Annotated in this window: 19 protein-coding genes and 1 tRNA gene; 7 read left to right on the forward strand and 13 right to left on the reverse strand. The window is 65.4% G+C overall.

Going from position 1 to position 18,300, the window contains the following annotated elements:
* Window positions 1-22: 22 nt before the first annotated feature.
* The 4 genes from CI41S_RS03245 to CI41S_RS03260 all read right to left on the reverse strand — a co-directional run bounded on the left by CI41S_RS03245 (window position 23) and on the right by CI41S_RS03260 (window position 3,320).
* Complete coding sequence (locus CI41S_RS03245; RefSeq protein ID WP_139857412.1) at window positions 23-610, reverse strand: c-type cytochrome; 588 nt, start codon at window positions 608-610, stop codon at window positions 23-25.
* Between the two features lie 192 nt (window positions 611-802).
* Window positions 803-2,080, reverse strand: a complete 1,278-nt coding sequence (locus CI41S_RS03250; protein ID WP_139479544.1) for a PQQ-dependent sugar dehydrogenase — start codon at window positions 2,078-2,080, stop codon at window positions 803-805.
* A 265-nt stretch (window positions 2,081-2,345) separates the two neighbouring features.
* A complete protein-coding gene (locus tag CI41S_RS03255; RefSeq protein WP_139857413.1) occupies window positions 2,346-2,969 on the reverse strand; it encodes a DUF2865 domain-containing protein in 624 nt (207 codons plus the stop codon).
* A 276-nt stretch (window positions 2,970-3,245) separates the two neighbouring features.
* Window positions 3,246-3,320, reverse strand: a tRNA-Gly gene (locus CI41S_RS03260).
* A 430-nt stretch (window positions 3,321-3,750) separates the two neighbouring features.
* Between CI41S_RS03260 and trxA the strand changes: the two genes are divergently transcribed.
* Together trxA and CI41S_RS03270 are read left to right on the forward strand one after the other, a co-directional pair.
* Window positions 3,751-4,671 carry a thioredoxin gene (gene trxA / locus CI41S_RS03265; RefSeq protein WP_172626590.1) on the forward strand — a complete coding sequence of 307 codons (921 nt, stop codon included), beginning with the start codon at window positions 3,751-3,753 and terminating at the stop codon, window positions 4,669-4,671.
* Window positions 4,672-4,785: 114 nt separating this feature from the next.
* Window positions 4,786-5,460, forward strand: coding sequence for an LON peptidase substrate-binding domain-containing protein (locus CI41S_RS03270; protein ID WP_139479546.1), 675 nt, complete (start codon window positions 4,786-4,788; stop codon window positions 5,458-5,460).
* Window positions 5,461-5,478: 18 nt separating this feature from the next.
* Here the strand turns inward: CI41S_RS03270 and CI41S_RS03275 are convergent, their stop codons facing one another.
* The 7 genes from CI41S_RS03275 to CI41S_RS03305 form a co-directional block, all read right to left on the reverse strand.
* Window positions 5,479-6,066 (reverse strand): cytochrome b/b6 domain-containing protein, encoded by a 588-nt coding sequence (locus tag CI41S_RS03275; protein WP_139857414.1) that lies wholly within the window; start codon window positions 6,064-6,066, stop codon window positions 5,479-5,481.
* 94 nt (window positions 6,067-6,160) lie between these two features.
* The gene (locus tag CI41S_RS03280) at window positions 6,161-6,439 is read right to left on the reverse strand and encodes a PepSY domain-containing protein (RefSeq protein ID WP_139479548.1); all 279 of its coding nucleotides are present in this window, start codon (window positions 6,437-6,439) and stop codon (window positions 6,161-6,163) included.
* A 224-nt stretch (window positions 6,440-6,663) separates the two neighbouring features.
* The gene (locus tag CI41S_RS03285) at window positions 6,664-9,198 is read right to left on the reverse strand and encodes a bifunctional diguanylate cyclase/phosphodiesterase (protein WP_139857415.1); all 2,535 of its coding nucleotides are present in this window, start codon (window positions 9,196-9,198) and stop codon (window positions 6,664-6,666) included.
* A 183-nt stretch (window positions 9,199-9,381) separates the two neighbouring features.
* Window positions 9,382-10,194 carry an SDR family oxidoreductase gene (locus tag CI41S_RS03290; RefSeq protein WP_139857416.1) on the reverse strand — a complete coding sequence of 271 codons (813 nt, stop codon included), beginning with the start codon at window positions 10,192-10,194 and terminating at the stop codon, window positions 9,382-9,384.
* A gap of 25 nt (window positions 10,195-10,219) precedes the next feature.
* Window positions 10,220-10,642 carry a PaaI family thioesterase gene (locus CI41S_RS03295; protein WP_139857417.1) on the reverse strand — a complete coding sequence of 141 codons (423 nt, stop codon included), beginning with the start codon at window positions 10,640-10,642 and terminating at the stop codon, window positions 10,220-10,222.
* On the reverse strand, window positions 10,639-11,442 hold the full coding sequence (locus CI41S_RS03300) for a crotonase/enoyl-CoA hydratase family protein (protein WP_139857418.1): 804 nt from the start codon (window positions 11,440-11,442) through the stop codon (window positions 10,639-10,641). Before CI41S_RS03300 ends, CI41S_RS03295 begins: the two co-directional genes overlap by 4 nt.
* Window positions 11,443-11,456: 14 nt before the next feature.
* Window positions 11,457-11,807 carry a hypothetical protein gene (locus CI41S_RS03305; RefSeq protein ID WP_139857419.1) on the reverse strand — a complete coding sequence of 117 codons (351 nt, stop codon included), beginning with the start codon at window positions 11,805-11,807 and terminating at the stop codon, window positions 11,457-11,459.
* A gap of 105 nt (window positions 11,808-11,912) precedes the next feature.
* Between CI41S_RS03305 and CI41S_RS03310 the strand changes: the two genes are divergently transcribed.
* Both CI41S_RS03310 and CI41S_RS03315 read left to right on the forward strand, forming a co-directional pair.
* Window positions 11,913-12,455 carry a TetR/AcrR family transcriptional regulator gene (locus tag CI41S_RS03310; protein WP_139857420.1) on the forward strand — a complete coding sequence of 181 codons (543 nt, stop codon included), beginning with the start codon at window positions 11,913-11,915 and terminating at the stop codon, window positions 12,453-12,455.
* A gap of 103 nt (window positions 12,456-12,558) precedes the next feature.
* On the forward strand, window positions 12,559-12,756 hold the full coding sequence (locus tag CI41S_RS03315; RefSeq protein WP_018269337.1) for a Trm112 family protein: 198 nt from the start codon (window positions 12,559-12,561) through the stop codon (window positions 12,754-12,756).
* 101 nt (window positions 12,757-12,857) lie between these two features.
* Here CI41S_RS03315 and CI41S_RS03320 read toward each other — a convergent pair whose 3' ends face one another.
* Window positions 12,858-14,078: a ubiquinone biosynthesis hydroxylase gene (locus CI41S_RS03320; RefSeq protein ID WP_139857421.1), complete on the reverse strand. Its 1,221-nt coding sequence runs from the start codon at window positions 14,076-14,078 to the stop codon at window positions 12,858-12,860.
* A gap of 189 nt (window positions 14,079-14,267) precedes the next feature.
* Between CI41S_RS03320 and tesB the strand changes: the two genes are divergently transcribed.
* Window positions 14,268-15,128: an acyl-CoA thioesterase II gene (gene tesB / locus CI41S_RS03325; protein WP_139857422.1), complete on the forward strand. Its 861-nt coding sequence runs from the start codon at window positions 14,268-14,270 to the stop codon at window positions 15,126-15,128.
* A gap of 85 nt (window positions 15,129-15,213) precedes the next feature.
* Here tesB and CI41S_RS03330 read toward each other — a convergent pair whose 3' ends face one another.
* Window positions 15,214-16,107 (reverse strand): DUF4339 domain-containing protein, encoded by an 894-nt coding sequence (locus tag CI41S_RS03330; RefSeq protein ID WP_139857423.1) that lies wholly within the window; start codon window positions 16,105-16,107, stop codon window positions 15,214-15,216.
* Window positions 16,108-16,418: 311 nt separating this feature from the next.
* Here CI41S_RS03330 and CI41S_RS03335 point away from each other — a divergent pair, with 311 nt between their 5' ends.
* Complete coding sequence (locus CI41S_RS03335) at window positions 16,419-16,757, forward strand: P-II family nitrogen regulator (protein WP_139479558.1); 339 nt, start codon at window positions 16,419-16,421, stop codon at window positions 16,755-16,757.
* 71 nt (window positions 16,758-16,828) lie between these two features.
* The gene (locus CI41S_RS03340; RefSeq protein ID WP_139857424.1) at window positions 16,829-18,160 is read left to right on the forward strand and encodes an ammonium transporter; all 1,332 of its coding nucleotides are present in this window, start codon (window positions 16,829-16,831) and stop codon (window positions 18,158-18,160) included.
* The last annotated feature ends 140 nt before the right edge of the window (window positions 18,161-18,300 follow it).

Below are 18,300 nucleotides of genomic sequence, written 5' to 3' on the forward strand. Positions count from 1 at the left end.
CTTCATCCGGGCTACGGCCTTGTCACAGATGCGCGAGATAATGCGCGAGCGCGGTGATCTCCTCGTCGCTCAGGGGATAGGCGACGTCGGCCATCGCGGCCTGGGCGCCGCCGGAGCGCAGGCCCGACTTGTAGTCGTGCAGCGCCTTGACGAGATAATCCTCGCGCTGGCCGGCGATGCGGGCGACCGCCTTGGTGCCGACATAGGTGTCGGTGTGGCATGAAGCGCAGCGGCGGCCGGCGGCGGCCTGCTTGCCCTTCTCAGACAATTCCGGATTGTCGTCCTTGCCGCCCTTGAATGGCTCGAGCGAAGCGAAATAGGCGCCGAGATTGCGGATGTCGTCATTCGTGAGCTGCTCGACGATCGGCTGCATCTGGTCGTTCTTGCGGGCGCCGGCGCGGAAGAACACCAGCTGCCATTGCACGAACTGATCGAGTTGGCCGGCCAGCGAGGGAATATTCTCGATCTGCGAGAGGCCGTTCTCGCCATGGCAGCCGATGCAGACCTCGGCCTTCGTTTTGCCGGCGGCGACGTCGGCGGCCTGGCCTGGCGCCATCGCGAACGCAAGCAGGACGCCGAGGGTGGCACGTAATACCAATCTGTTGAGCATGGGGACAGCGCTTTCGCGAGGAGAGTGTTGCGATCGTTTTATTGGGATGCGTCAAGCGCAGGCCCGGATGTCATAACCCCGATCGAGGATCGTGAGTTCCGGATACGTCGGCGCGCGTCCGATCGAAAGTCAAAAAAACATGAGGCTGCGGCCGCCTTGTCGGCCACCGCAGCCTCATCCTTGTTCAGCCGGTTACTTCTTGCTGTAGCTGATGCGATAGATCGCACCGGCCCAGTCGTCGGCGACGAGGATCGAGCCGTCCTTGTCGAGCACGATGTCGGCGGGACGGCCGAGATAGCCCTGGTCCCCCTCGATCCAGCCGGAGGCGAAGATCTCCTGCTTGGCGTTCTTGCCGTCGGGACCAGCGGTGATCCGTACGATGCGGCCGCCCTGATACTTGTGCCGGTTCCAGGAGCCGTGCTCGGCGATCAGAATGCTGTTCTTGTACTCGGCAGGGAATTGGCTGCCGGTATAGAACTTCATGCCGAGCGGAGCGACGTGGGCGCCGAGATTGAACACCGGCGGCGTGAACTCCGAGCACTTGTGGCCCATCGCGAACTTGTCATCCGGCAGGTTGCCCTGGTGGCAATAGGGATAGCCGAAGTGCTCGCCGATCTTCGAGATCATGTTGAGCTTGTCGCTCGGCAGATCGTCGCTGATCCAGTCGCGCGCATTCTCGGTGAACCAGTACTTGCCGGTGCGCGGATCGACGTCGCCGCCGACCGAGTTGCGGACGCCGAGCGCCACGATTTCCGCATTGCCGGTCTTCGGATCGACGCGGCGGATCTGCGACACCGAGGTCGGCGGGATGCCGATGTTGAAGGGCGGGCCGAACGGCAGGTAGAACCAGCCGTCCTTGTCGACCGCGATGTATTTCCAGCCATGCGCCGCGTAGGACGGCATGTCGTCATACACCACCTTGCCGCTGCCGAGATTGTCGAGATTGGCTTCGGCATTGTCGTAGCGGATCAGCTTGTCGACCGCGATGACGTAGAGCGCGCCGTTCTGGAAGGCGAGCCCGGTCGGCATGTTGAGGCCCTTGAGGATGGTCTTGACCTCCTTCTTGCCGTTGTTGTCCTTGATCGCATAGACGTTGCCGAGGCCGAACGAGCCGACGAACAGCGTGCCCTTGTCGCCCCAGGCCATCTGCCGCGCCGCGAGCACGTTGGAAGCATAGACCTCGATCTTGAAGCCCGGCGGCAGCTTGATCTTCTTCATCATCGCCGCGAGCTCGGTATCGGAGGCGCCGGTCGGCGGACCGGACGGCGGCGCGAGGCCCTTCTGCGCCTCGGTCTCGTCGCCGAGGAACCAGTCATCCGGCGGATGGGTCCAGAATTCCTTGGTGCCTGATTCGTATTTCTTCAGCGCCCGGTTCTTGTCTGTTTGTTGCTGCGCACTGGCGAAGGTCGTCCCCGCCAGCAATGCAATCGCCGCGAACGCAAATATGGATCGATTGAAAGCCGATTTCATCGCGTCACTCCCCTATGCAGGCCGTTGCAGCCTGCCGCTGTTATTGATTTTGAACGCCTTGAGAGATGATGGTGGCGGTCTGGAGGTAGGTCAGACGGCAAAATGGTAGCACATCCGATGCGGCTGAGAAGTGCAGCCCGCTTTGTGCTGCGCTGCAGTCAAAACAAGTTGAGCGACTAAATTTTGAGCGCAATTTGCCTCGGACGATTTTGACGCGCATTGCAACGCAATATTCGCGCGAAGCCAACGCGTCATATCGCGTCGGCTATCTGGACGAGATGCGTGCGAGGCCGAGCGCCTGCGCGCGCGCCTTCGACAGCGGCCTGAACAGAACGCTGCGCCGATGCCCGCCGGAGACCGCCGCGATCTTGAAGCCATCATCCGCCGCAACGATGTCGCCGGTGCGCAGCGTCATGTCGTTCTCGATCGCGACAGGCGAAAGGCCGGGCGTGCCGGCACGGCACGCGCATTGCGGCACGATCTCGCGCTGGAAGCGAAACGCGTTCGCCAGCGTCTTGTAGGGCTGGCCCTGCTCGGTCCTGGCGCTTTCGATGTCGGCGCCCGCGTACAGCTGCACCTCGGCGGCGGGGCAGACCGCCTCGCATGCGCTGACGTTAGCCGCTTCACTCAGGCGCGGCAGCGGGAAGTAGCGGCCGTCGCAGGTCCTGACACAAAAGTTCTGGCTGCCGCCCGAATGCGACCGTGTCGGGATGTAGACACGGGTGCGTGGCCGGTCCTGCGGATCGAAGTCAGGCGCGACAAAAAAGCTCTGCGGCGCGGCGGGAGCCGCCGCATATGCCGTGTCCCCCGGCATCAACTGCGCCGAGGCCGGCGCGCACAACGAGCTGCAGCCGAGAACGACAAGCGCAGCAATGCTCGCGCGCGCCATGCGTCGTTTCAGTCCCCGCTCTGGCTTCCAACTTACCGGCATCTGTGCTGCTTGCCGGATCGCACGCGGCGATCGCGGCCACCACCTGGGTCCGACGCCGACAACACCACAAATTTCTATCAGTTTTGAGAACAGCCGCCGGAACGGTTGATTGGACATCGACGCGCCGATGACGAACCAGGGCGGCGCGACACGACCGTCAATCGGCGAAAAGCAAAAAGCCCGCCTCAAGTCAGCGGGCCTTCATCAGACTGTCAGCTCGGTCAGCGAGAAGTTTGGAGCGGGCGAAGGGGCTCGAACCCTCGACCCCGACCTTGGCAAGGTCGTGCTCTACCACTGAGCTACACCCGCATCCGAGATGGCGGCGATCGCTCGCCGGCAACGGCAGACCTATGCCAAATGCGCTCCATGAATGCAACACAAGAGCACGGTCCGAAGCTGTCGAAATAGCGTGAATTCCTTAAAAATTGCGCTCGAATCGGCCCCAAACCGGGTCGGGCCAAAATTTTCTTCGCGGCCCGCGGGGAACCGGCCTCAGAGCGCCATCCGGTCCCGCAGCGATTCGAGCCAGGTCTCGAGCCAGCCGGTCTGCGTCCAGTTCAGCTCGCTGCAGCGCCGCGGGACGGATTCCGCCGATCTCCGACGGAACTGGTCGGCACGGGAGACGATTGAATTTTGCTGGCTGACCGCCATTTAGCCTGACAGAACGGCTGAACCGGCCGTGTGGAGCGTGCTAGAACGCCTCCAGCTTTTTCGACCTCAGACGACAGGCGAGGACAACGTGACGATAATGGAGCAGGGCGGCCCCACGCCCGAGGCAGCGCCCGATCTGATCAAGGAAACCACGACCCAGACCTTCGTGAAGGACGTCATCGAGGAGTCGCGCCGCCAGCCGGTCATGATCGACTTCTGGGCGCCCTGGTGCGGCCCCTGCCGTCAGCTCACCCCGATGCTGGAGAAAGCGGTCCGCAACGCCAAGGGCCGGGTCAAGCTGGTCAAGATGAACATCGACGAGCATCCGGCAATCCCGGGCCAGATGGGCATCCAGTCGATTCCGGCCGTCATCGCCTTCGTCAACGGCCAGCCCGCCGACGGCTTCATGGGCGCGGTGCCGGAAAGCCAGGTCAACGCCTTCATCGAGAAGATCACCAAGGGCGTGCCGGCGGCGGGCGAGCCCAATCTCGCCGAGATCATCGCCGAGGCCGAGGCCGTGCTCGCCGAGGGCGATGCCGCCGCCGCCGCGCAGATCTATGCCGAGGTGCTGGCGCACGATGCCACCAACATCGCGGCGCTGGCCGGGTTGGCAAAATGCTACATCACGACCGGCGCGGTCGAGCAGGCCAAGCAAACGCTCGCGATGGTTCCGGAGTCCAAGCGCAACGATGCCGCGGTGAAGGCGGTGCAGGCCGCGATCGACCTCGCCGAACAGGCGCAGTCGGTTGGCCCCGTTGCCGAGCTGGAACAGAAAGTCGCCGCAAACCCGCTCGATCATCAGGCAAGATTCGATCTCGCGACCGCCCTCAATGCGATGGGCAAGCGCGTCGAGGCGACCGAGCAGCTGCTCGCCATCGTCAAGCGCGACCGCAAGTGGAACGACGACGGCGCGCGCAAGCAGCTGGTGCAGTTCTTCGAAGCGTGGGGCGGCACCGATGAGGCAACCGTCGAGGGGCGCAAGCGGTTGTCGACCATCCTCTTCTCCTAAAGCGCAACAAGGTCGCGCTTTAGGATATTGTTTGAGCATGATCTTGTCGGAAAACCGCTTCACACTTTTCCGGATCATGCTCGGAGCGCGCCGGTAACAGCAGCGGGACCGCAGATGCCGATCAATGCCGAATATCGCGGGCCCGGCGAGTTGCCGGAAGTGATCCCGGTGTTTCCGCTGCCTGGTGCGTTGCTGCTGCCGCGCGGCCAGATGCCGCTCAACATCTTCGAGCCGCGTTATCTTGCGATGGTCGACGACGCGCTGCGCGACGGCCACCGTTTGATCGGGATGATCCAGCCCGACGTCGCCCATTCGCCGAAGGAGGCGAAGCCGGTGCTGTTCAAGATCGGCTGCGTCGGCCGCATCACCCAGCTCGCCGAATCCGGCGACGGCCGCTACATCCTCGAGCTGACCGGCGTCTCCCGCTTCAAGGTGGTCGAGGAATTGAACGTGCAGACGCCGTACCGGCAATGCAAGGTCGACTTCTTCTCCTTCACCGGCGACTTCACCGCGCGCAAGGGCGAGGACGCGGTCGACCGCAAGGCGCTGCTCGAGGTGCTCGCCGATTTCCTCGAAGCCAACAAGCTGAAGGTCGACTGGGAAGGCATCGAGGCCGCGCCCAACGAGGCCCTGGTCAACGCGCTCGCGATGATGTCGCCCTATGGCGCCGCCGAGAAGCAGGCGATGCTGGAAGCCCCCGACCTGAAGACCCGTGCCGAAATCCTGATCGCCATCACCGAAATGGATCTCGCCAAGAAGCGCACCAGCGGCGACCCGCCGGTGCAGTAGCGCGCTTCGCGCGCGCAGTCAGTGATGGCCGAGGTGCTTGCGCCCGCTGAACATCGCGCGCACCAGGTTCTGCCGCTGCAGGATCGCCATCACGACGACGCCGAGCACATGCAGCCCGGCGAGGATGATGACCGCATCCGACGCGTAAGCATGGGTGTCCTCGACCCACCACACGCCGAAGAAGGTCACGGTGACCGACATCGCGCCCGTGATCGTCGAGACCGCGAGCGAGAGCAGCAGCGCGACCAGCATGATGGTGCCCGCGGGGTTGAGCCCGATATAGCGCCCGGTGATGCCGCGGCGGAGATTCCAGATGTAGCGCGGCGCGGCGCGCAAGCGGACGCCGAGCTTGCTGAACCGCGAATAGCGCGTGCCGGCAAAGCCCCAGACCAGCCGAAACGCCAGCAGGGCGATCACCGCATAGCCGGAGAGCCGGTGCAGCCGGTCATAGGCGCTCGGCGTCAGCCACGCGATCAGCACCAGGACCGCGAGGGCCCAGTGCCAGAGCCGCAGCGGCAGGTCCCAGACCTGCACCGTCCGCGACGCCGTGCGCTGCGCGGGCGCCGCTGTGGACGCATCGCGCAGACCGTGCACCGTCTCGCTCATCGTGCTTTCGCTTGTTGCTTGAGCATGATCTGGTCGGAAAACCGCTTCGCACTTTTCGCTAACGCGGCCGTGCCGGTCCGGATTATGCTCGGCTTCACTTCGCGATCGTCTTCTTCAGGCTGAGATCTTCGGGGCTGTAGAACAGCTCATAGAGCTTGCCTTCCTTGACGCCGTAGACCTCGTAGCAGGAGCCCTCGACCTTGGACCGCCGCACCTCGTAGCCGGCCGCCTTGGCCTTGGCTTCCGCGTCGGCTGCAGGCTTCCACGACGCCTTGTCGAGCTTGGTGCAGTTCTTGAAGCCGTCGGCCAGCGCCGTCGATCCCATCAGCCCCAGCACGGACACAGCAAGCACAGCACTCCGAATGACGCTCACGCGCATCTCCCCTCCGTTTTCGATCATGCGCGAAACGCCGTCGCGCAGAACACATGCGTGAAGGAAGCCGAGGCTCTTGCCAAGTCAAGGCAGCGCTGTCAGGGGCACGCTTTAGAGAAATTCTAACGGTTGCGAAAACCGCCGTGGTGTCCGCGCGCAATTTGCGTTTGGCCGTGTGCTGCGGCGTTACGCCTCACGAGCCGCAATCGGGGCCACCGCCGCAATCAGAATGCGGCCCCCGCCATGGCGCGGCGAACGGCAGGGCGCGGCGTCTCGGCCGGCGCCCGTTCGCCGATCATTTGCGCGACCCTGGCGCCCTGCACCGGCGGGCTGAAGTGGAAGCCCTGCACTTCCACGCAGGCATCGGCACGCAGGATATCGAGCTGCTCCCGGGTTTCGACGCCCTCGGCCGTCGTCGTCTTGCCGAGGCTGACGGCGAAGCGAACCACCGCGCGCGCGATCCGGCGCGACTCGTCGCTCGCGCCCGACAGTTCGGAGACGAAGCTGCGATCGATCTTGACCTTGTCGAACGGAAACTTCTGCAGAAAGCTCAGCGACGAATAACCGGTGCCGAAATCGTCGAGCGCGATCCGCACGCCCAGCGCATGCAGCTGAGCGAGCACCGCGAACACCGTCTCGCTGTCGTGGATGATGGCGGTCTCGGTGACCTCGAGCTCGAGCCGGTGCGAGGCGATGCCGGCGTTCGCCAGCGCGCGCATCACGACCGGGACCAGCTCCGGGCTCCGGAACTGGACCGGTGACAGATTGACGGCGATCTTGAGATCGTCGGGCCATTTCGCGGCCTCGGCACAGGCCGTCATCAGCACCCATTCGCCGAGCGGCACGATCAGGCCGGTCTCTTCCGCGAGCGGGATGAAATCCGCGGGTGATACCCGGCCGCGTTCCGGATGATTCCAGCGCAGCAGCGCTTCGAAGCCGCAGGTCTCGCCGCTCACGACATGAATGAACGGCTGATAGTGCAGCTCGAACTCTCCGTGCGCGAGCGCGCTGCGCATGTCGCGCTCCAGGCTGCGCCGGGCCTGCAGCTGCCGGTCGAGCTCGGGCTCGAAGAAGCGGAACGAGCCGCGCGCACCGCTCTTGGCCGAATACAGCGCAAGGTCGGCACTGCGCAGGATCTCGTCCGAATCTGTGCCGTCGCGCGGCGCGATCGCAATGCCGATGCTGGTCGTGGTGGTGACCCGGTGATCGCCGAGATCGACCGGCTCGCTCAACGCCCTCCTGATCTGCTCGGCGAGCTGGCCTGCATCCGCGACCGGATCGGTGACATAGTCGATCACCGCAAACTCGTCGCCGCCGAGGCGCGCGATCAGCGTGGACTCGCTGACGCAGCGGCGCAGCCGTGCCGCCACCGCCTGCAGCAGCGCGTCACCCGCCGGATGTCCGAGCGTGTCGTTGACTTCCTTGAAGCGATCGAGATCGAGCATCAGCACCGCAAAGCTCGGTCCGCCGCGCAGCGTCGCCGCCAGCGCCTGCTCCATCCGCTCCTTGAGCAGCACGCGATTGGGCAGATCGGTCAACGCGTCGTGCTGCGCCATGTGGGTGATCTTGGCTTCGGAGCGCACCTGCTCGGTGACGTCGCGATGGGTCGCCACCCATCCGCCGCTCGGCATCGGCTGCCGGGTGACGCAGATCAGCCGGCCGTCGGCGAGCTCGTCGATCCGGCTGGTGGTCTCGTTGGTCGGCAGCGCATTCAACGTCGCGAGCACCTTGGTCGCAGCGGTGTCGCTGGTCTCGCCCTTGAGAATACCGTTGGCGATCCGATGCCGGATGATCTCGCCGTGCGGCGTGCCCGACATCAGCAGTTCCGGCGGCAGCCGGTACATCCGGGCGTAGCGGTCGTTGCACACGACAAGGCGCTTATCCGCATCGAACATGCAGAGGCCTTCGCCCATGTTGTTGATGGCGGTATCGAGCCGGAGCTTCTGCTCCTGCAACTCGTTCTGCTGCGCCTCGACCTGCTGGCGCGCGTGCGAAAGCTGACTGATGATCTCCTCGAAGCGGCTGGTGCGCAGTGCAAGCCGCCGGTCGGCCAGCACGCCGACCATGCTCATCCCGAGCACCGTCAGCGCCACACCGGCGATGGTGACGGCAAGGAAGGCGGGCGACAGCGAGAGCGCGTCGGAGACCCGCGACGGGTCGGGAATGATCCCCACTGCACCCATCGCCGTGAAGTGATGCGAAACGATCGCAAGCGTCAGGAGCAGCGCCGCCGCCAGCGACATCCAGCGGTCCTGGTGGCGGACCGCGATCGCCAGCGCGGCATATCCGAACAGCATGCCGAGCACGATCGAGGCGGCCACGAGGTCGAGCGACCAGGTGACGTGGCCCGGCACTTCGAGCGCCCACATCCCGAGATAGTGCATGGAGGCGATGCCGGCCCCGATCACCGCGCCGCCGACCGGCGCGCGCCAGCGGCTGGTCTCGCTCGCGGCAAAGCCGAGGCCGACCGATGTCAGCATCATCGCCACGGCGAGCGACAGCGCGGTCAGCGCAATGGCGTAACCGGTCGGCACGCCCGGCTCATAGGCGAGCATAGCGATGAAATGCGTCGCCCAGATTCCGTAGCCGATCGCGGCGCCGGCGATCGCGATCCAGATCAGGCGCGTCCTTGCTTGCGACGCCATCGCGCGATGGAAGATGTTGACGGCAACGATACTGGCAACGAAACAGACAAGGCCGGCGAGCAGAACGAGCCGCCAGTCATGCTCACCGGAAATGCACGTAAGAATACGGAACATTGAATCGGCCCATGAACAACTGCTCCAACCAATAGGCCGAGTGGATTTTCTTCTCGATAATTTTTCGCAACTTTCGGTGGCATGGTTATCCGCGCGTAAGCCGGATCTGCTGCGGAATTGATGACTCCATCAAATTCCGCAATGTCCGGCTACTGCAGCGCGGAAGATCGTGGTTCCAACGGCTCACGCCGCGATTTGGAACGCGGATGACCGCCGCTGCAGCCAATCGGACCAGGACAGAGTTCCGCGCACGCCGCTGCTCACGACAAGGCCCATGCCGCGGGCCGTGCGCTCGGACACCCGCATCGGCAGGATCGGCCGGCGGATGCCGCGGGCGGCTTGATACTGCCGCGCGAATGCATCGCAGCCGAGATCATCGGGGCCGCCGATCTCGGCACGCTCGCCGCGCTCTCCGTCGAACGCACAGCTGACGAGATAGCCGGCGACGTCGGACGTATCGACCGGATTGAACACGGTCGTCGGCACCGGCCAGAGCGGAAGCCAGGAGAGGGAGGCGAGCATGGTCTCCAGCAGATAGTAGAACGGCATCGCGCGGACCACCGACCACGACAAGTCGGAGCCGCGCACAAGGCGCTCGCCCGCAAGTTTGACGCGGGCATAAGGCAGTGACGCATCGTCGAGGCCGACGATCGAGACATGAAGGAAGTGCCGGACCTCCGCGTCACCGCACGACGCGAGCAGCCGCTCGGTGCCTTCGACATCGACGGCGGAGGGCGATCTGAAAAAATCGATCGGCCTGATGCCGCCGCGCCGTGCGATCGGCGAACAGGTCGCCGCGTTGATCACGGTGTCAACGCCGCGCAGCGCCGCGCGCAAACCTTCGCCGGTGGCGAGGTCGCCGGTCGCCCACTCGATATCGGCCCGAGCTTGCGGCGAACGCGCGAACACCCGCACGCGGTGCCCGGCCTGAACCAACCGGTCGACGAGATCGCGGCCGAGATGGCCGCTGCCGCCGGTGACGAGAACGAGGGACATGTTCGCACTCCCTGGTGTTGACCGATCAGTTCCCGAGCGGAACGAGCACCGTCTCACCGGTGGCGACGAGGATCATGTCGCCCCGCTCATCCTCCGCGAACAGCTCGGCCCGTGCGAACACCTGCTTGCGTCCGGCGCGCACCGTGGTGCCCTTCGAGACAAACCTAAGGCCGGCGGCGGGTTTCAGGCAGTTCATCGCGAAATGCGACGCCGTGACGCTGCCGACCACCGTCGCCGCGGCAAAGCCGCAGGCGGTGTCGAGCAGCGCTGCGATCATGCCGGCATGCAAATGGCCGGCATATTGGCCGAAGTCGTCGCGCCACGGCATGCGCAGCTCGACCTCGCCGTCGCCGGCCGCGACGACCTCGAGGCCGATCAGCCGGTTGAACGCGGCGGATGCATTGACCGCGGCGAGACGCTGCAGATCGAATCCTGGATTCACGGTCATGCAACACTCCAGCGCGGCGGGCGGCGTTCGAGATTGGCCCTGACCGCCTCGACGTGATTGGGCGTGCCGAGCAGCTGCGCCTGCTCGGCGGTCTCGGCCGCTAGCCCGGTCGCGGCGTCGCAGTTGGCCGCGAGATTGAGCAGCCGCTTGGCGGCGCGGATTGCATCCGGGCTGCGGTCGGCGATCGCGCGCGCTGTCGCCAGCGCGGCCTCTCGGGGATCGTCGACCACTTTTGTAGCGAAGCCATAGGCGAGCGCTTCGTCGGCGAAGAAGATGCGCGCGGTGTAGGTCAGCTCGCGGACGAAATCCTCGCGGGCGAGATGACGCATCAGCTGGGTGCCGGCCATGTCGGGCACCAGGCCCCATTTGGCTTCGACGATGCCGAGCCGCGTGCCGGGCGCGAGATATCGGATATCGGCGCCGAGCATGAGCTGGAATCCGCCGCCGAGCGCGACGCCGTGGACGGCGGCGATGACAGGCACCGGCAGTTCCCGCCACAGCCACACCAGATGCTGCGCCCAGTTGGCGATGCCGTGGGTGCGGCGGCCCAGATCGGCAAACGGCAGGATCGATTCGCCTTCGGTGGTGGCGACCAGGCGCTCGATGTCGAGGCCGGCGCAGAACGCCTCGCCTTCGCCCGACAGCACCACGGCGCGGACGCTGCTGTTATCTGCAAGCCGCGCGCCGGCATCGGCGATCGCCACGAACATCGCGGGATCGAGCGCGTTCAGCCGGTCCGGTCGGTTCAGCCGGACGTCGGCGACGCCGTTGGCGATGGAAAGGCGGATGCGATCGTCCATGGTGAACTCCTGCGCTAGTAAGCGGCCACCGCGAGCGCCACGACCGCGCTCATCCCGATCCAGCCGAGATGCGGGCCCCGGGTCGCAATCGCATTTGCGATCGCGGCAAAGCCGAAGACGATGGCGAAGGTCGCCACGATCCAGTGCCGCGCCGCGTCCGACGCCATTGCGGGGGCTGCGAGCAGCAGCACGCCGCCGGCGATCCAGGCGATGGTGCCGGCCTGCCAGACCAGGCGGAGCAGAAGTCGCAGCCGCGGCGGCTCGACGGTGGCGCGCGCGAACACCTTGGTCTCGCCGAGAACGCCATGCGCCAGGCTGATGCCGATGGCGATCAGTCCGGCGGCCTGCAGCAGAAGATCACGCATCGCGACGCCTCCATACATAACTGTATGGTTGATGCTTATCGCACCGGCGGCTGGCGCCTGTCAATACAGTTGTGTATGGTCGACCCGGCGCGGGAACGGGGAACCATGACGGAACAGCTTTCGGCAAAGGATTGGCTCGATCGCGGCCTGAAGACGCTAGCAAAAAGCGGCTTCACGGCGCTCAAGGCCGAGCCGCTGGCGAAGGCGATGGGCGTCTCGCGCGGCAGCTTCTACTGGCATTTTGCCGATATCGGCGCTTACCGCGCGGCGATCCTCAAGCACTGGCGCGAGGTCAGCGCCGAGCAGGTGATCGCCGAGCTCGAGACGGTTCCGAGCGGCGAGGACGCGCTGGCGCTGCTGCTGCGCCGCACGTTCTCGGCGCGGCTGCTGCTGGAACGTGCGGTGCGCAGCTGGGCAACCGTCGATCCGGAGGCGCGCGCCACGGTGCTCGCGGTCGACCAGCGCCGGATCGGCTATATCGAGACCCTGCTGCGGCATGCCGGATTTGCCGACGAGGTGGCGCGCGGCCGCGCGCAGATCTTCTACTGGGCGTTCGTCGGCTACGCGCTGTCGGACCAGACCGGGCCGAAGGCGCGGCAGCAGGCCGCGCTCGACGAGCTGCTGCGGATGGCCCGCGCGCCGTCATGACTCGTGCCGATTGGGTGTGCTAGATCAAGCCTGATCCGGAAAAGTGCGAAGCGGTTTTCCGAACAAGATCATGCGCACTTCAAAGGACCAGCCGGAGACCGCAATGAATTCCACGACCGACCATCTCGAAAGCACCGCCGACCCAAAGCTGCTGGAAATTCTGGTGTGCCCGATCACCAAGGGCCCGCTGGAATTCGACGCGGCGCGGCAGGAGCTGATCTCGCGCTCCGCCAAGCTCGCCTATCCGATCCGCGACGGCATCCCGATCATGCTGCCGGAAGAGGCAAGAAAGATCGATTGAGGGAAAACCCGCAGCCCGGATGAAGCGAAGCGAAATCCGGGAAAGTCTCACCGCGGAAAGTCTGTCCCGGATTGCGCTTCGCTGCATCCGGGCTACAAGAGCTACAGCGCCTCGCCCTTCAGCAGCCGCGGCACCTCGCCTGACAATCCCGCGGCCTGACGGATGAACATCTCCTTCAGCGGCGGCGTGCGATCGACGAGACCGAGGCCGATATCGCGCACGGTGCGCAGCAGGGTCGATTCGTTGGAGAACAGGAAGTTCAGCGAGTTGGTGGCGACGCCCATCGCCATGGTGTCGAAGCGGCGCCAGCGCTGGTAGCGCTCGAGCACGTCGGCCTGGCCGAGATCCATGCCGAGCCGCGCCGCGTCGACCACGACTTCGGCCAGCGCGGCGACATCCTTCAGGCCCAGGTTCAACCCCTGCCCTGCGATCGGATGGATCACATGCGCGGCGTCGCCGATCAGCGCCATCCGCTCGGCGATGAAGGAGCGCGCGACGAAATAGCCGAGCGGAAACGCGCGCGGTTTGTCGAGCGCCTTGATCTCGCCGAGATGCAGACCGAAGCGCTGCTCGAGCTCGGCATGGAAGTCCTCGTCAGTCAGCGCCGTGATGCGCGCGGCGTCCTTGCGCGTCTCGGTCCACACCAGCGACGAGCGGTTGCCGGTCAGCGGCAGGATCGCGAACGGGCCCGCGGGCAGGAAATGCTCCTCGGCGCGGCCGTTGTGCGCGCGCTCATGGCCGACGGTGACGACGATGCCGGATTGATCGTAGTCCCAGCCATGGGTGGCGATGCCGGCGCGCTCGCGCAATCTTGAGCGCGCGCCGTCGGCGGCGACCAGGAGGCTCGCGTCGATCACGGTGCCGTCCGCCAAGGTGATGCTGACGCCGTCGGGGCGCGCATCGAAGCCCGACACCGCGGTGGCGCGCAGCTCGACGCCCTCGGCCTCGGCGCGCGCGGCGAGCGCATCGATCAGATAGCGGTTCTCGACCATATGCGCGAACGGCTCGCCGGGCTCGACATTGCCGGCGAAGGTCAGGAACACCGGACGCGTGGCGTCCTCCAGCTTGGAGTCGGTCACCACCATGTCGGTGATCGGTTGAGCGGTCGGCGCGACCTGGCCCCAGACCCCGAGCGTCTCGAACAGCCGCCGGCAGGCCGCCACGATCGCGGTCGCGCGCGGGTCGCGGCTTGGCCGCTGGCTCAGCGCCGGATCGGCCACGATCACGCCGACGTCGGGCCCGAGCCCCTGGCGCAGCGCCACCGCCAGCGCCAGCCCGGCAAATGCGCCCCCGCAGATGACAATACTTCGCTGTGCCGGCATGCCGTTCCTTTACGCGCGTGGCGCCCTCAGACTGTGCTTGCTACCTGATAATAGCTGGGCGAAACAGGTGCCAGAAACAAGCCCAACGCGGTCATTCCGGGGCGATGCGATAGCATCGAACCCGGAATCTCGAGATTCTTCACGCTTCGCGCGCCCCGGAATGACGGGCCAAGACACCGAAAGCTATCCATGTCCAAAAGCCTGATCGACCTGCTGTCCATCCTCGATCTCGAGCAGCTCGAGGTGAATTTGTTCCGCGGCAACAGCCCGAAGACCAGCTGGCAGCGCGTGTTCGGCGGCCAGGTGATCGGGCAGGCGATGGTGGCGGCGTGCCGCACCGTCGAGGGCCGGCTGCCGCATTCGATCCATTGCTATTTCATCCTGCCGGGCGATCCGCAGATCCCGATCATCTACCAGGTCGAGCGGCTGCGCGACGGCAAGAGCTACACCACCCGCCGCGTCACCGCGATCCAGCACGGCAACGCGATCTTTTCGATCATGGTCTCGTTCCACGCCGACGAGGAGAGCAACTTCAACCATCAGGACAAGATGCCCGACGTGCCGCCGCCGGAGAAGCTGACGGCCGAGGAAGTGTCGAAGCAGCCGATATTCAAGGAAATGCCGGAGTTCATCCGCCGCTACTACGAGAGCGACCGGCCGATCGAGCTGCGCCCGGTCGAGCTCGGCCGCTATTTCGGCCAGAAGATCGACGACGGCCGCATCCATGTCTGGATCCGCACCGCGGCAAAATTGCCCGACGATCCCGCGCTGCATCTGTGCGCGCTCGCCTATGCCTCGGATTTCTCGCTGCTCGACGCGGTGATGGCGCGCTACGGCCGCACGCTGTTCGACCGGCGCATGATGCCGGCGAGCCTCGACCATGCGATGTGGTTTCACCGCCCGTTCCGCGCCGATGAATGGCTGCTCTACGTGCAGGATTCGCCGAGCGCGCAATCCGGCCGCGGGCTGACCCGCGGCTTGATCTTCAAGCCGGACGGCACGCTGGTGGCGTCGGTCGCGCAAGAAGGCTCGGTGCGCGAACGACGGTAGAGCATGATCCGGAAAAGTGTGAAGCGGTTTTCCCTCGCGACAAACGCGGTACGCGTTTGCGCGGAGATCATGCTCAAACAATGAGCTAGACGGCGACGAAGCCGGACTGACGCTCGACCAGCGCGAATTGCGAGATGTACCAGTTGGCGTACCAGCGCAGCACCCAGGGAATCGGGATCAGGAACGCGCAACCGATCGCGAACACGATGGTTCGCCACAGCACCTCGAGCCCCGACGCGTTGAAGGTGACCTCGCGACGCGTGCCTTCGATGTTGCGGCAGATCCAGCGCATCCAGGCCGTCATCACCCAGGCCCAGCCGATGATCGTGATCGATGAGATCACCATCAACACATACCAGCCGATATAGACCGCCGGGCTGCCCTTGAACGCGATCGGCAGCTCCTGGCCGTTCGAGCTGAGACGGCTGGCGATCCAGCGGACGATCATCCAGCCGAGGAAAGCCTGCAGCACCAGGGAGAGCAGCGTGACGATGTTGCTGTCGGCGACCCCGGCATAGGTCAACAGACCCAACACGATGAAGACGTACCAGATGTCGAGCGGTTGTCCGGTGAATTCGAGATTCGGCCGGCCCGGGACGCGGATGTGGGGAATCGCGAAGCGGTACAGGGCGGTCGCCGTCCACGGCGCCGGAATGACGAAAATCTGGCCGATGAACAGCAGCAGGCTGCGTCCGAACAGGCCCCAGATCGGGAAGTCGGCCGACAGCGCCCCGCCGGTGTAGCTGCCGGAGGCCGCGACCTGCGGCGCCCCGCCTGCTTGCGGAAACGCCGGTGGCGCGCCCGCGCCGGGAACGAGGCCGGGAATTTCGCCCGCCTTCTGCCAACCGGACATGCCTTCGGTCCACACCAGCGTATCGGCCCGCACCATGCCGCGGCTGATGAGGTCGCGCAGCTGGCCCTCCGGCAGGGGACCCTTCTGCTGGCCTTCGGATGCATAAAACCAGTTTCGGTTCGACATTTTTGTTTCCTCGGGGCGCGCGCGGGGAACGCGGTGGCGAAACAAGCCAGCGGGGAGCCGCTGACCGGGTGGAAAAGCCACATTCTGGCCGAGGGTAATCGTTCCGTATAGTGAGCGAGCTCACCGGCTGCGTATGTTTTCCGCTTCATGTTGCAACTTTTTTGTGCCATTTGCCCAGAAAGCTGCCAGATTTGGTGGACGCAGAACGCCAGCCGCGAGGGGGCGGCAACTTGCCGCTCCACAAGACGGCACGTGCCGCTCCGTCCACTGCTGCGGGTTGCGAAAAACCTCAAGGGAATGAAGGCCTCACCATGAAACTCGTCGTCGCGATCATCAAACCGTTCAAGCTTGACGAGGTGCGCCAGGCGCTGACTGCGATCGGCGTCCACGGCATGACGGTGACCGAGGTGAAGGGCTACGGCCGCCAGAAGGGTCACACCGAGATCTATCGCGGCGCCGAATATGTCGTGAACTTCCTGCCCAAGCTCAGGATCGAGATCGCGGTCGATACCGACCTCGCCGAAAAGGCGGTTGCCGTCATCACCCAGCATGCCCGCACCGGCCAGATCGGCGACGGCAAGATCTTCGTCACGCCGATCGACCACGCTCTGCGCATCCGCACCGGCGAGACCGACCGCGACGCGCTGTAACTTTCCAATCGAGATCACCGCCGGCAACGACGCCGGCGCATCCAAACAACGACGACCGCCGGGGAATGATGATGGGGGCACGGGCTCTTCGCGCAGCGATCGCAGCTGCGCCGATCAATGCTGCAATTCTGCTGGCGCTGGGCACGCCTGCCTTCGCGCAAGATTCAGCCGGCGCGTCGGCGGCCAATCCCGGCATCAACGGCGCCGACACCGCCTGGATGATCGTCGCCACCGCGCTGGTGCTGATGATGACGATCCCGGGGCTGGCGCTGTTCTACTCCGGCATGGTGCGCAAAAAGAACGTGCTGGCGACGATGGCGCAGAGCCTTGCCGCGGTCGCCATCGTCTCGATCCTCTGGGTCACCTTCGGCTATTCGCTGAGCTTCGTCGGCGATGGCGCCTGGCTCGGCGGGCTCGACCGCTGGTTTCTCGCAGGGATGACGATGGACAGCATCAATCCGGCGGCCAAGACCATCCCCGAAGCGCTGTTCATGCTCTACCAGATGACCTTTGCGATCATCACGGTGGCGCTGGTCGCGGGCTCGGTTGCCGACCGCATGCGGTTCTCCGCCTATGTGCTGTTCTCGATCGGCTGGTTCGTGTTCGCCTATGTGCCGCTGGCGCACTGGGTGTGGGGCGGCGGCTTCCTCGCGCAGGCCGGCGTGCTCGATTTCGCCGGTGGCCTCGTCGTGCATTTGTCTGCCGGCATCAGCGGCCTGGTCGCGGCCAAGGTGATGGGCAACCGCCACGGCTATGGCAGCGAGAACCTGGCGCCATTCGATCTGTCGCTCGCGGTGATGGGCACCGGCCTGCTCTGGGTCGGCTGGTTCGGCTTCAACGGCGGTTCGGCGTACGGGGCCAATTCGCGCGCGGTGATGGCGATCACCGCCACGCATCTGTCGGCCTGCGCCGGCGCGCTGACCTGGGGCGCGATGGAATGGGCAACGCGCCGCAAGCCGTCGGTACTCGGCATGATCTCGGGCGCGGTCGCTGGCCTCGGCACCATCACGCCGGCCTCCGGCTACGTCGCGCCGTGGCACGGCGTCGTCATCGGCATCATCGCTGGCCTCGTCTGCTACTGGGCCTGCACCTGGCTGAAGCACCGCTTCAAATATGACGACTCGCTCGACGTGTTCGGCGTGCACGGCATCGGCGGCCTGACCGGCACGCTGCTCGCCGGCGTGTTCGCGGCCTCCGCGATCGGCGGCACCGCCGGCCTGCTCGAGGGCAACCCGAAGCAGCTCGTGATCCAGCTCTACGGCGTGGCGGTCACCTTCATCTGGTGCGGCGGCGTCACCTTCGTGCTGCTCAAACTGGTCAGCGCCTTCGTGCCGCTGCGGGTCTCGGCGCAGCAGGAGCTCGAGGGGCTCGACATCTCACAGCACGGCGAGGCGCTGCAGTAATTCACGCTATCCGGCTACCGCCACCCTGCCGCCGCTCTGGGCACAATTATGTCCGGAGTAGGCCATGCCTGCGTTTTAGACAGGCCTGATTAAGTTTTAGGCGCGACGGAATAGCGCAGGGTCGCCTCCCTCCCGCAAAG

Source organism: Bradyrhizobium ivorense (genome assembly GCF_900696085.1).
GTDB lineage: Bacteria > Pseudomonadota > Alphaproteobacteria > Rhizobiales > Xanthobacteraceae > Bradyrhizobium > Bradyrhizobium ivorense.

What these genes read in the sequence shown, in the direction of transcription:
- CI41S_RS03245 (WP_139857412.1), bottom strand. Translation starts at nt 610, where the DNA reads ATGCTCAACAGATTGGTATTACGTGCCACCCTCGGCGTCCTGCTTGCG.
- CI41S_RS03250 (WP_139479544.1), bottom strand. Translation starts at nt 2,080, where the DNA reads ATGAAATCGGCTTTCAATCGATCCATATTTGCGTTCGCGGCGATTGCA.
- CI41S_RS03255 (WP_139857413.1), bottom strand. Translation starts at nt 2,969, where the DNA reads ATGGCGCGCGCGAGCATTGCTGCGCTTGTCGTTCTCGGCTGCAGCTCG.
- CI41S_RS03270 (WP_139479546.1), top strand. Translation starts at nt 4,786, where the DNA reads ATGCCGATCAATGCCGAATATCGCGGGCCCGGCGAGTTGCCGGAAGTG.
- CI41S_RS03275 (WP_139857414.1), bottom strand. Translation starts at nt 6,066, where the DNA reads ATGAGCGAGACGGTGCACGGTCTGCGCGATGCGTCCACAGCGGCGCCC.
- CI41S_RS03285 (WP_139857415.1), bottom strand. Translation starts at nt 9,198, where the DNA reads ATGTTCCGTATTCTTACGTGCATTTCCGGTGAGCATGACTGGCGGCTC.
- CI41S_RS03290 (WP_139857416.1), bottom strand. Translation starts at nt 10,194, where the DNA reads ATGTCCCTCGTTCTCGTCACCGGCGGCAGCGGCCATCTCGGCCGCGAT.
- CI41S_RS03295 (WP_139857417.1), bottom strand. Translation starts at nt 10,642, where the DNA reads ATGACCGTGAATCCAGGATTCGATCTGCAGCGTCTCGCCGCGGTCAAT.
- CI41S_RS03300 (WP_139857418.1), bottom strand. Translation starts at nt 11,442, where the DNA reads ATGGACGATCGCATCCGCCTTTCCATCGCCAACGGCGTCGCCGACGTC.
- CI41S_RS03305 (WP_139857419.1), bottom strand. Translation starts at nt 11,807, where the DNA reads ATGCGTGATCTTCTGCTGCAGGCCGCCGGACTGATCGCCATCGGCATC.
- CI41S_RS03310 (WP_139857420.1), top strand. Translation starts at nt 11,913, where the DNA reads ATGACGGAACAGCTTTCGGCAAAGGATTGGCTCGATCGCGGCCTGAAG.
- CI41S_RS03315 (WP_018269337.1), top strand. Translation starts at nt 12,559, where the DNA reads ATGAATTCCACGACCGACCATCTCGAAAGCACCGCCGACCCAAAGCTG.
- CI41S_RS03320 (WP_139857421.1), bottom strand. Translation starts at nt 14,078, where the DNA reads ATGCCGGCACAGCGAAGTATTGTCATCTGCGGGGGCGCATTTGCCGGG.
- tesB (WP_139857422.1), top strand. Translation starts at nt 14,268, where the DNA reads ATGTCCAAAAGCCTGATCGACCTGCTGTCCATCCTCGATCTCGAGCAG.
- CI41S_RS03330 (WP_139857423.1), bottom strand. Translation starts at nt 16,107, where the DNA reads ATGTCGAACCGAAACTGGTTTTATGCATCCGAAGGCCAGCAGAAGGGT.
- CI41S_RS03335 (WP_139479558.1), top strand. Translation starts at nt 16,419, where the DNA reads ATGAAACTCGTCGTCGCGATCATCAAACCGTTCAAGCTTGACGAGGTG.
- CI41S_RS03340 (WP_139857424.1), top strand. Translation starts at nt 16,829, where the DNA reads ATGGGGGCACGGGCTCTTCGCGCAGCGATCGCAGCTGCGCCGATCAAT.